Source organism: Thermomonospora echinospora, assembly GCF_900108175.1.
GTDB lineage: Bacteria > Actinomycetota > Actinomycetes > Streptosporangiales > Streptosporangiaceae > Thermomonospora > Thermomonospora echinospora.
This window is the reverse complement of record NZ_FNVO01000010.1, coordinates 269,428-280,258: the sequence shown is the minus strand read 5'-3', so window position 1 is coordinate 280,258 and position 10,831 is coordinate 269,428. Positions and strand designations below refer to the sequence as shown.

Sequence of the window (10,831 nt, the reverse complement as noted above, 5' to 3'; positions counted from 1 at the left end):
CCGATGGGGTGCCAGACGGTTTTGGTTTCTAGGAAGGCGGTCATCCGGGTGGTTGCGGGGTCGGTGGTCCACTCGTCGCCGGTGGGGGGCAGCACCCGTTTGAGGTTGCCGGCGGCGGCCTCTTGTAGGGGGCCGGCCTGGTCGGTGGGGGTGCCGGCCAGGTCGAGGGCGTTGACGTCCATGTGGCTGGCCAGGATGGGGGCCAACTCCTCGCGGTGGCCGGTGAGGATGTTGACCACCCCGCCCGGGAGGTCGGAGGTGGCCAGCACCTCGGCCAGGGTGATCGCCGGTAGCGGCGCCGGCTCGGAGGCGATGACCACACAGGTGTTACCGGTCACGATGACGGGGGCGAGGACCGAGACCAGGCCGAGCAGGGGGGAGTCGGGGGCGATGACGGCGACGACACCGGTGGGTTCGGGGGTGGAGACGTTGAAGAACGGCCCGGAGATCGGGTTGGCCGACCCGGCGACGGTGGTGAGTTTGTCGGCCCAGCCAGCGTACCACACCCACCGGTCGATGGCCGCCTCCACCTCACCGGCCGCGGCGGTCTTGGCCAATCCTGCGGCGCGGAGTTCGTCGATGAACTGGGCGCGGCGGCCCTCCAGCATCTCGGCGATGCGGTACAGGATCTGCCCCCGGTTGTAGGCGGCACGCCCCGCCCAGCCGGCGAACGCCTTACGCGCCGCCGTGACGGCGTCGCGGGCGTCTTTGCGGGAGGCGTGGGCGGCATAGGCCAGGAAGGCGCCCTTGGCGTCGTTGACCACGTACGACCTGCCGGACTCCGAGCGGGGGAAGGCCCCGGCGATGAACAACTTGTAGGTCTTACGCACGGCCAAGCGCGGCGCACCAGACCTGGGACCAGACCTCGGCGAAGCAGGCATCGGCGAACCGGACGGCGAATCGGGCACCGGCGTGTTGGGGGTTGGGTTAGACATTGAGGTAGGCCTCCAGTCCGTGGCGTCCGCCCTCGCGGCCGAAACCGGATTCCTTGTAGCCGCCGAACGGGGAGGCGGGGTCGAACTTGTTGAAGGTGTTGGCCCACACCACCCCGGCGCGCAGCCGCTGCGCCATCCACAACATCCGTGACCCCTTGTCGGTCCACACCCCCGCCGACAGCCCGTAGGGGGTGTTGTTGGCCTTCTCCACCGCCTCGGCCGGAGTGCGGAAGGTCAACACCGACAACACCGGCCCGAAGATCTCCTCCCGCGCGATCCGATGCGATTGCGCCACCCCGGTGAACACCGTCGGCGCAAACCAAAACCCCCGCTGCGGCAACACACACGCCGGCGACCAACGCGCCGCGCCCTCATCCTCACCGGCCTGCGCCAACTCCCGGATCTTGGCGAGTTGGGCGGCGGAGTTGATCGCCCCCACATCGGTGTTCTTATCCAACGGGTCCCCCACCCGCAGCGTCGCCATCCGCGCCTTGAGGCGCTCCAGCAACTCCTCGGCGATCGATTCCTGCACCAGCAGCCGCGAGCCGGCGCAGCACACCTGCCCCTGGTTGAAGAAGATCCCGTTGACCACCCCCTCCACCGCCTGATCCAACGGGGCATCCTCGAACACGATGTTGGCGGCCTTACCACCCAACTCCAGCGTCAGCCGCTTGCGGCTGCCGGCCACCGCGCGGGCGATCTGCTTACCCACCTCCGTCGAGCCGGTGAACGCCACCTTGTCCACCCCCGGGTGAGCGGCCAACACCCGGCCGGTCTCCCCCGCCCCGGTGACGATGTTGACCACCCCCGCCGGCAGGTCGGCCTGCCGACAGATGTCAGCGAACACCAACGCCGTCAACGGCGTCGTCTCGGCCGGCTTGAGCACCACGGTGTTCCCACACGCCAACGCGGGGGCGATCTTCCACGCCAGCATGAGCAGCGGGAAGTTCCACGGGATGATCTGCCCGGCCACCCCCACCGGCCCAGGATCGGCCCCGAACCCGGCATGCTCCAGCTTGTCCGCCCACCCCGCGTAGTAGAAGAAATACGCCGCCACCAACGGCACATCCACATCCCGCGACTCCCGGATCGGCTTACCGTTATCGACCGACTCCAGCACCGCTAGTTCCCGGGCACGCTCCTGAATGATCCGAGCGATCCGGAACAAATACTTCGCCCGCTCCCGACCCGGCATCGGCCCCCACACCCGCTCAAACGCAGCCCGCGCAGCAACCACCGCACGATCCACATCGGCGGAGTCCGCGCAGGCGATCTCGGCCAACGTGTCCTCGGTGGCAGGGTCGATGGTCTTGAACGGCTCCCCATGCCCCTCGGTGAACGCGCCGTCGATGAACAGCCCGTAGGAGGGCCGGATGTCGACGACGCTCCGGGACTCCGGCGCCGGCGCGTACTCGAAGATGCTCTCGCTCATGCGTGTTTCCCACTCACCTGCGGACCGCTTTGAGGCACGGCCCTTCGTCGTCGCGTGCTCACTCGTTCCTCGCTCCGCGCGTTCCTCCGACTCACTCATACGTTCAGTCCACAGTGAAGTAGTCGGGACCGGAGTACACACCCGTGGCCAGCTTGCGGCGCTGCATCAACAAATCATTGAGCAGACTAGAGGCCCCCAACCGGAACCAACGCGGCGACAACCAATCCGGCCCCACCGTCTCATTCACCAACACCAAATACCTGAGCGCATCCTTCGTCGTCCGGATCCCCCCAGCAGGCTTGACCCCCACCTGCCGCCCCGTCACAGCACGGAAGTCCCGCACCGCCTCCAACATCACCAACGTCACCGGCAACGTCGCCGCCACCGACACCTTCCCCGTCGAGGTCTTGATGAAGTCCGCCCCCGCCCGCATCGCCAACCACGACGCCCGACGCACATTGTCATAGGTGACCAACTCACCGGTCTCCAAGATCACCTTCAGGTGCGCGCCCCCGCACGCCTCCCTCACCGCCACGATCTCCTCAAACACCTTCAGATAGTCACCGGCCAGAAACGCACCCCGATCGATCACCATGTCGATCTCCCCCGCCCCGGCCGCCACCGCCGCCCGCGTATCGACCAGCCTGGCCTCCAACGGCGCCCGCCCCGACGGAAACGCCGTCGCCACCGAAGCCACCCCCACCCCCGACCCCGCCAAAGCGCGCACCGCCACCTCCACCAGATCCGGATACACGCACACCGCCGCCACCCTCGGCACCGACGAGTCGTCCGGATCCGGACGCACCGCCTTGGCACACAACGCCCGCACCTTCCCCGCCGTGTCCGCCCCCTCCAACGTGGTCAAATCCACCATGGAGATCGCCAGATCAATCGCCTCCGCCTTCGCCGAGGCCTTGATCGAACGAGTCCCCAGCCGAGCCGCCCGCTCCTCAGCCCCCACCTGATCCACACCCGGCAGGCCCTGCAGGAACGCGCGCAGTTCGGCCCCGGAGAGCGCGTCGTCTCGCATCACGGTCATCGGTCGCCCCTGTTCTCGAGGACACGGTTGAGGATCAGTGCCGCTACCAGGATCAGCCCTGTCACGACCATCTGGAAGAACGAACTCAGTCCGACCAGGTTGAACAGGTTCTTCAGCACCGACAGCAGCAGCACCGCCACGAAGGTGCCGAAGACCTTGCCCCGGCCGCCGAACAGGTTCGTTCCGCCGAGCACCACCGCGGCGATGGCGTCCAGTTCCAGCCCGCTGAACGCGGTGGGCTGGCCGATGGTCAGGCGCGAGGTGAGCAGGACGCCCGCCAGCGCGGCGAGCAGGCCGGAGATGGCGAACACGGCCGTGGTGACGGCGCGTACGGGCAGGCCGGACAGCCGGGCCGCCTCGCGGTTGCTGCCGACCGCGTAGACGTACTCGCCGAAGGTGGTGCCGCGCAGCACCAGGGCGGCGATCACCGTCACGCCGATGAAGATCAGGCCCACGATCGGGACGTGCCCGATGAAGCCCCCGCCCAGCAGTTGGAAGCCCTCGGGCAGGTCGCCGCCGGCCGGTGTGCCGTCGGTGAGCAGGTAGGTCAGGCCCCGGATGCTGGTGAGGCCGGCGAGGGTGGTCATGAAGGCCGGCAGTGCCAGGTAGGCCGACAGGCCGCCCATCACCGCCCCGGCGGCGGCGCCGGCGGCCAGCGACGCCACGATCGCCAGGATCGGATGGACGCCGTCGGAGATGAGCACCGCCACCAGCATGCCGGCGAAGGCCGCGGTGCTGCCCACCGACAGGTCGATGCCCGCCGTCAGGATGACCAGCGTCATCCCGATGGCCACGATGCCGGTGAGGCTGGACTGCTGGAGCAGGTTGGCGATGTTGCGGGTGGTGAGGAACTCCGGCGCGAGCAGGGCCGCCACCACGCACAGCAGCAGGAAGACCACCAGCAGGTTGCCATTGCGGAGCAGGTCGAGGCTGCGTTGCCGGGACAGGACGCCGGCCCCCGGGAGCCGGGTCCGGGACGCGGTCTGGGTCATGGCTTGGCTCCAGTGATGACGGTGTGGGCGATGTCGGCCTCAGGGGTGGTCCGGGGGTCGAACCGCGCGACGTTGCGGCCCTCGTGGAGCACCCAGACGGTGTCGGCGTGCGCGGTCAGCTCGGCGAGCTCGCTGCTGGCCAGCAGCACCGCGACACCGTCGTCGGCGAGCCGGCGCACCTGGCGGTACAGGTCGGCCTTGGCGCCGATGTCCAGCCCGCGGGTGGGCTCGTCCAGCAGCAGCACCCGCATGCCACGGGTGATCCACTTGGCCAGTACGACCTTCTGCTGGTTGCCGCCGGACAGCTGGCCGACCGGCTGCTCGGGCGAGGCGTGCTTGACGCCCAGCCCGGTGAGGACGGGGGCGGTCTTCTTCCGGCCGCGCGTACGGGGCGCCACCAGCCCATGCGCGGCGATGGCCGCGTTGCGGGCGACGCCGAGCCCGAGGAAGAGGCCCTGTTCCTTACGGCTCTCGGGGACGAGCGCCAGCCCGTTGCGGACGGCGGTGCGCGGTCCGGCGACCGGGAGCGGCCTGCCGTCCAGCCGGGCCCTGACCTCGCCGCGCACCGCGCCGAACAGGGCGGCCAGCAGCGTGGTGCGCCCGGCCCCGGCCAGGCCCGCCAGGCCGACGATCTCGCCGGGCCGGACGTCGATGCCGGAGACGTCCAGGATGTCGCCGACCGTGACGTGCTCGATCGACAGCCGCGGCGCGCCGGTGGGCTCGGGCCGGTCCGCCCGGCGGACCAGTTCGCGGGCCTGGCCGATCATCGCGCCGACCAGTTCGTCGTGGCTGGTCGTGGCCAGGTCGAACACCCCGACGTCGCGCCCGTCGCGCAGCACGGTGGCCCGGTCGCCGATGTGCGACACCTCGTCCAGCCGGTGCGAGATGTAGATGATCGCGCGTCCCTCCGCCGCCAGGTCCCGGATGACCGAGAACACCACCTCCAGATCGCGTTCGCCCAGCGTGGCGGAGGGCTCGTCCATGACGATGACCCTGGCGTCCATGGTCAGCGCCTTGGCGATGGCGGTGAGCTGCTGGGCGGCGATGGGCAGGTCGCGCACCCGGTCCTCGGGGGAGAACGTGCCGCCGACCCGGCGGATGGCCTCGGCCGCCGCCGCCGAGCGGGCCCGCCGGCGGACGAACGGGCCGCGCGCCGGCGCCCGCCCGAGGAAGAGGTTCTGCGCGACGGTCAGGTCGGGGGCCAGGTCCAGTTCCTGGTAGATGACGCTGATGCCGGCGGCGAGGCCGTCCTGCGGGCTGGTGCAGCGCAGCGGCCGGCCGGCCAGCGTGATCTCGCCCTCGTCGGGCCGGTACGACCCGGCGAGGATCTTCATCAGGGTGCTCTTGCCCGCGCCGTTCTCGCCGAGCAGGCAGTGCACCTCCCCCGCGCGGACTGACAGGCTCGCGCCGTCGCAGGCGAGGGTGCCCGGGAAGCGCTTGACGATCCCCCGCATCTCCAGCAGCGGGGTCTGCGGCTCGCTCATGAGGCCTCCAGCAGGTGGGCGGCGGTGTGCTGGTCGGTGATCAGGACGTTGCAGATCCGGCTGGCCACCACCGCCCGGGACACGCGGTGCTTGGCCGCTCCGGCGACCACCGCGATGGACCAGTTGCCGTTGCGCAGGTCGTCCAGGGTGACGCCGAGGGTGCGGCGGTCCAGTTCGTCCCAGACGATGTGGCCCTCGGCGTCGATGAACCGGCCGACCACGTCGCCCACGCCTTGCGCGTCGGCGAGGGTGGTGACGTCCTTGGCGGTCAGGTAGCCGGACTCCACCAGGACCGAGTCGCGCGACAGCGCGCCGGGGCTGAACAGGTAGGCGCCGCAGTGCCGGGCCAGGTCCAGCACGCCCGCCACCGACCGGTCGTTCTCTAGGACCCGGCGGGTGGCGTCCTGCTCCACGATCGCCGGGACGGACAGCAGGGTCACCGTGCCGCCGCCGTGGTGGGCCAGGCGGCTGGCCATGTCGGACGCCGAGGTGGGCCGCCGGGATCGGCTGAGGCCGCCGTTCACCTGGACGACGTGCACGCCCCGGGCCCAGCCGGGCTGGATGTGCGCGGCGACCGCGTCCAGGGTGCGGCCCCAGGAGACGCCGAGGGTGCGCGGCGCCGGGCTGAGGTCGGCCAGGTAGTGCGCCGCCGCACCCGCCACCCGGTCGCGCAGTTCGAGGTCGTCGGCCGCCCCGTCGGCGGGCACCACGACGGCGTCGCGGAGCCCGTAGCGTTCGGTCAGCGCCTTCTCCTGCGTGTGCAGGCGGTGGCGCGGGTGGACGATCTCGATCCGGACGATGCCGACGGCGCGGGCCTCCGACAGCAGCCGCCCGACCTTCCAGCGGGTCAGGTGCAGCTTCCGGCCGATCTGCTCCTGGGTCTGGTCGCCCTCGTAGTACATCTCGGCGACCCGCAGCAGCAGGGCCTCGTACTCGGGGTCGTCAGCCGTCATCGCGCTCTCCCCAGGGGCGGCCGAGCCGGTGGGACACCTCGCGGGTGTCCTGGGTGGCCTGCCGGTACAGGGCGTAGCCCTCGTCGTAGGCCGCCGTGTGCCCGGCCTGCGCCGACGGCTCGACCAAGGTGGTGACCGGGGTGAAGGCCGCGGCGGCGGTGGCCAGGTCGGGCTGGGCGCCGACGGCGGTCGCGGCGATCACCGCGCAGGCCCGCAGCGTGAGGTTGTCGCCCGCGCCGCCGGCCCCGTCCGGCCGGCCCACCAGCCGCAGCGGACGCCCCAGCACGTCGGCGGTGGTCTGCAGCCACAGCGGGTTGTGCCGGATGCCGCCGGAGACGTAGATCTCCTCCACCGGGACTCCGGCGTCCAGGAACGACTCCAGCACCTGGCGGGTGCCGTACGCGACGCCCTCCACGGCGGCCCGGTAGAGCTGGGCCGGGGTGGTGCCGAGGGTGAGGCCGAGCACCGCGCCGCGCAGCCCGGGGTCGCGCAGCGGCGTCCGGTTGCCCATGAAGTAGTCCAGGACGGTCAGCCCGTGCTCGCCGGGGCCGACCCGCCCGGCCTCCTCGCACAGCTCGGGCAGCCGCTCGCGGGTGTAGCCGAGCAGGTCCTCGCTCATCCAGCGCAGCACCGAGCCCGCCGAGACCTGGCCTCCCTCCACCAGCCAGTACCCGGTGCGCAGGGCGTCGGGGTACGGGCCCCAGATGGCGGGGGTGAACACCGGCTCGTCGATCTCGGCGACGAAGGCGTTGGACGTGCCGCACACCACCGACAGGCGGCCGGGCGCCAGGCCCCCGGTGGCCAGCAGCGACAGGTGGGCGTCGATGCCGCCGACCGCGACCGCCGGACGGCCCCGCAGGCCCAGTTCGGCGCGGGCGGCGTCGGTCGCCTCGCCGGCCACCGCACCGACCGGCAGCACCGTGGGCGGCAGCTTCTTGACCAGGTCGGGGACGCCGAGCAGGGCGTACAGCTCGGCGGGATAGCCCGTGCCGCGCGGATCGTGGTTGGACTTGCACACGGCGTTCATCCGGGTGGCCGTCCACGTGCCGGTGAGCCGCCAGGTCAGGTAGTCGACGGCCTCGACGATGCGCGCCGCCCGCTCGTAGGTCCGCCTCTCGTGGCGGGCCAGCCACATCGCCTTGGGCACCAGCCACTCGACGGCGTCCGAGCCTCCGGAGTACCGCAGCACCTCGTGACCGGTCCGCCCGGTCAGCTCGGACTCGGCGCCGGCCCGCCCGTCCATCCACAGGATGGCCGGGCGGAGCGGGCGGCCGGCGTCGTCGCAGGCGACGACCGTCGACGCGGTGGTGGCCACCGCGACTCCGGCCACCTCGGGGTCGCCCGCCTCGGTGAGCGCCGCCCGGGTGGCCCGTACGACGGCGCGCCACCAGTCCTCGGGGTCCTGCTCGGCCCAGCCGGGCCGGGGGTAGCGGGTGGGGTACCCGTGCCGGCCGGTGCCGAGTACGGTGCCGTCGCCGGTGAAGACGGCGACCCGCGCCCCCTCGGTGCCCAGGTCGATCCCCAGCAGCGCGCTCACGTTTCCTCCCGTCCGGCCGCCTGGCCCGGCACTGCGATGAACGGCCCGGTCACACCCTGTCTCCTGGCCGGAACAGCACCTTGGAGCTGAAGATGGAACGGTCCCCCAGCCGCCGCATGGTCTCCGGCAGCGCGTCCAGGCCCAGCCGGTGGGTGATCATGAACTCCCAGCGCAGCGCGCCGGAGGCCATCGCGTCGGCGACCGCCCGCCACTCCCGGCCGGGGAACGGGGCCGAGAAGGAGTTCCAGGCGCCGTGCAGGGTGATCTCCCGGCGCAGGAAGGCGTTGAAGGTCTCCTTGGCGAACTCGATCGGGGCGTGCGGGATGCCGATGAACACCGCTTCCCCGTGCCGCGCGCACAGCGACGCCGCCAGGTCGACGGTCGCCGGGCTGCCGGCGGACTCGACCACGACGTCGTAGCCGTCCCCGGCCAGTTCCCGCGCGTCCTCGGCCCGGGTGGCGGTCTGGGTGGCGCCGGCCTCGGCGGCCATCGCGAGCTTCTGGTCGTTCAGGTCGATCGCCAGCACCTCGGACGCGCCGGCCAGGCGGGCCCACTGGATGGCGAACAGGCCGATGGGGCCGGCGCCGATGACCGCCACCCGGTGCCCGATGCCCAGCCTGGTGCGCCAGATGGCGTGCAGCGCGATCGCCGCCGGGTCCATCATGGCGGCGGCCTCGGGCGTCACCTTCTCGGGGACCTTGAACAGGTTGCCGGACGGGACGGTGACGTACTCGGCATAAGCGCCGTCACGGCGGCTGCCGAAGTAGTCGTAGTCGAGGCACAGGCTGAACCGGCCGCGCTGGCACTCGGCGCACTTGCGGCACGGGATCAGCGGCGGCACGGACACCAGGTCGCCCTCGGCCGCCCCGGTCACGTCGGACCCGGCCGCCACCACGCGGCCGGAGAACTCGTGGCCGCAGATCACCGGCATCTGGTGCGCCCCCGCGCTCAGCATGCGGGCGATGTCGGACCCGCAGACCCCGCACGCCTCGACCCGCACGAGCGCCTCGCCCGGACCGGGCTCGGGCCTGGACACCTCCTCGACGCGGATGTCGCCGGGGGTGTGCAGGACCGCCGCGAGCATTTTCTCAGGCACGATCTTCCTTTCTGCTGCGCTTGGAGAGTGAGCCGGTCCCCCGGCGGCTCGCCCATCCGGTGCCGGGGCGCCGCAGTGGCATGCGGCGCGGTACCCGCCCGGCCGCGGGAGCCGCCGGAGGTGGCCGGGGTCAGGAGGACGACTGGGCGAACACGGTGTCGCCGACGTACTTGGTGGCGTCGGCCGGGCCGACTAGGGCCGTTCCGGCGTCGATGGAGGCCTGCACCTGCTCGCCGCGCGCCGCCTTGATCGCGGTCTGTGCGGCCAGTTCGCCCTCGCCGATGGGGTCGTTGAGCGCGGTGGCGACGTACTGGCCGTCCGGCATCGCCTTCACCGCCTCCATGAGGCCGTCGACCCCGGCGACCTTGACGTCGGTGCGGCGGTTCTCGCGGAGCACCTGGAGCGCCCCCATGGCCATGTCGTCGTTGTGCGCGTACACGGCCTTGACGTCGGGGTTGGCCTGCAGCAGGTCCTGCATGGCGGTGACGGCCTTGGCCCGCAGGTAGTCGCAGTAGGGGCCCTGCACGATCTTGATCTTGGAGTTGCCGGCCACGCCCTGGTGAAAGCCCTTGGAACGGTCCCGTGCGACCGCGCCGCCGGCGTCGCCCTGGATCTCGATGACCTTCCCGCCGGCGTCGCCCAGGGCCTGCGCGACCCGCTCGCCGACCAGTTCGCCCATCTTCACGTTGTCGCGCCCGACATGCGACGCCGCGCCCGAGGGCACCGGCCGGTCGACCGTGATGACCGGGATGTCCGCCGCCTTGGCCGCCGCGATCCCGGCGGCCACGCCCTTCGGGTCGACCGGGTTGATCAGCAGGACGTCCACACCGCGGGTGATGAGGTCCTGGATGTCGTTGTTCTGCTTGGTGACGTCGCCGTTGGCGTCCGCGAAGAGCAGCTTCGCCCCCGCCTTGTCGGCCGCCTGCTGCGCCCCGTTCTTCAGCTGGACGTAGAACGGCGACTGCTGGGTGACCTGGCTGAAGCCGATCACGACCTGGTCGCCGGCGGGCTTGTCGGCGGACGACGATCCGGCCGGTCCGGTGGACACCGAACACGCCGATACGACCGTGACGGCCACCGCCGTCACCCCGATAAGGAACGTCCTGAGCATCTGCCCTCCCCGGGTTGTGTTGCCGGTCACAAGGTAAGAAGGCAGTTCATGGCCTTGCAACATATGCGTAACCGTTTGCTCATATGAGCAACGCCCCAGGCCTCAGACGCCCCATCACCGCACCGCAGGCCAGTAGATAGCCCTCTGACCTGCGGGTATACCCCAAGCAGCACGATGCCCCGGCCACGCCCGGACACTGCCCAGGGGGAGTCTCCGAATCACTTGCACCCCAGCACCTCAGACAAGCGAATC

The 10,831-nt window shown here is 71.5% G+C and carries 9 protein-coding genes; all 9 read right to left on the bottom strand.

All coding sequences use genetic code 11. The features are described from left to right. A partial coding sequence (locus C4U03_RS23130) for an aldehyde dehydrogenase family protein (RefSeq protein ID WP_103939983.1) occupies window positions 1–881 on the bottom strand: 881 nt, incomplete at its 3' end. Between the two features lie 46 nt (window positions 882–927). Next, window positions 928–2,367 carry an aldehyde dehydrogenase family protein gene (locus C4U03_RS23125; protein WP_200827405.1) on the bottom strand — a complete coding sequence of 480 codons (1,440 nt, stop codon included), beginning with the start codon at window positions 2,365–2,367 and terminating at the stop codon, window positions 928–930. A gap of 103 nt (window positions 2,368–2,470) precedes the next feature. Then, on the bottom strand, window positions 2,471–3,406 hold the full coding sequence (gene deoC / locus C4U03_RS23120; RefSeq protein ID WP_103939946.1) for a deoxyribose-phosphate aldolase: 936 nt from the start codon (window positions 3,404–3,406) through the stop codon (window positions 2,471–2,473). Then, the gene (locus tag C4U03_RS23115; RefSeq protein ID WP_103939945.1) at window positions 3,403–4,398 is read right to left on the bottom strand and encodes an ABC transporter permease; all 996 of its coding nucleotides are present in this window, start codon (window positions 4,396–4,398) and stop codon (window positions 3,403–3,405) included. The genes deoC and C4U03_RS23115 overlap by 4 nt, the downstream gene beginning before the upstream one ends. Then, window positions 4,395–5,882, bottom strand: coding sequence for a sugar ABC transporter ATP-binding protein (locus tag C4U03_RS23110; RefSeq protein WP_103939944.1), 1,488 nt, complete (start codon window positions 5,880–5,882; stop codon window positions 4,395–4,397). The genes C4U03_RS23115 and C4U03_RS23110 overlap by 4 nt, the downstream gene beginning before the upstream one ends. Further along, a complete protein-coding gene (locus C4U03_RS23105; protein ID WP_103939943.1) occupies window positions 5,879–6,835 on the bottom strand; it encodes a sugar-binding transcriptional regulator in 957 nt (318 codons plus the stop codon). The genes C4U03_RS23110 and C4U03_RS23105 overlap by 4 nt, the downstream gene beginning before the upstream one ends. Further along, window positions 6,825–8,372, bottom strand: coding sequence for an FGGY-family carbohydrate kinase (locus tag C4U03_RS23100; RefSeq protein ID WP_103939942.1), 1,548 nt, complete (start codon window positions 8,370–8,372; stop codon window positions 6,825–6,827). Before C4U03_RS23100 ends, C4U03_RS23105 begins: the two co-directional genes overlap by 11 nt. Before the next feature lie 49 nt (window positions 8,373–8,421). Then, entirely contained in the window at window positions 8,422–9,468 is a 1,047-nt protein-coding gene (locus C4U03_RS23095) for a galactitol-1-phosphate 5-dehydrogenase (protein WP_200827404.1), read from the bottom strand. A gap of 130 nt (window positions 9,469–9,598) precedes the next feature. Further along, complete coding sequence (locus C4U03_RS23090) at window positions 9,599–10,579, bottom strand: substrate-binding domain-containing protein (protein ID WP_103939940.1); 981 nt, start codon at window positions 10,577–10,579, stop codon at window positions 9,599–9,601. Window positions 10,580–10,831 lie beyond the last annotated feature (252 nt).

Coding starts and splice junctions, on each gene's coding strand:
- C4U03_RS23110 (WP_103939944.1), bottom strand. CDS start 5,882: ATGAGCGAGCCGCAGACCCCGCTGCTGGAGATGCGGGGGATCGTCAAG.
- C4U03_RS23125 (WP_200827405.1), bottom strand. CDS start 2,367: ATGAGCGAGAGCATCTTCGAGTACGCGCCGGCGCCGGAGTCCCGGAGC.
- C4U03_RS23090 (WP_103939940.1), bottom strand. CDS start 10,579: ATGCTCAGGACGTTCCTTATCGGGGTGACGGCGGTGGCCGTCACGGTC.
- C4U03_RS23105 (WP_103939943.1), bottom strand. CDS start 6,835: ATGACGGCTGACGACCCCGAGTACGAGGCCCTGCTGCTGCGGGTCGCC.
- deoC (WP_103939946.1), bottom strand. CDS start 3,406: ATGACCGTGATGCGAGACGACGCGCTCTCCGGGGCCGAACTGCGCGCG.
- C4U03_RS23115 (WP_103939945.1), bottom strand. CDS start 4,398: ATGACCCAGACCGCGTCCCGGACCCGGCTCCCGGGGGCCGGCGTCCTG.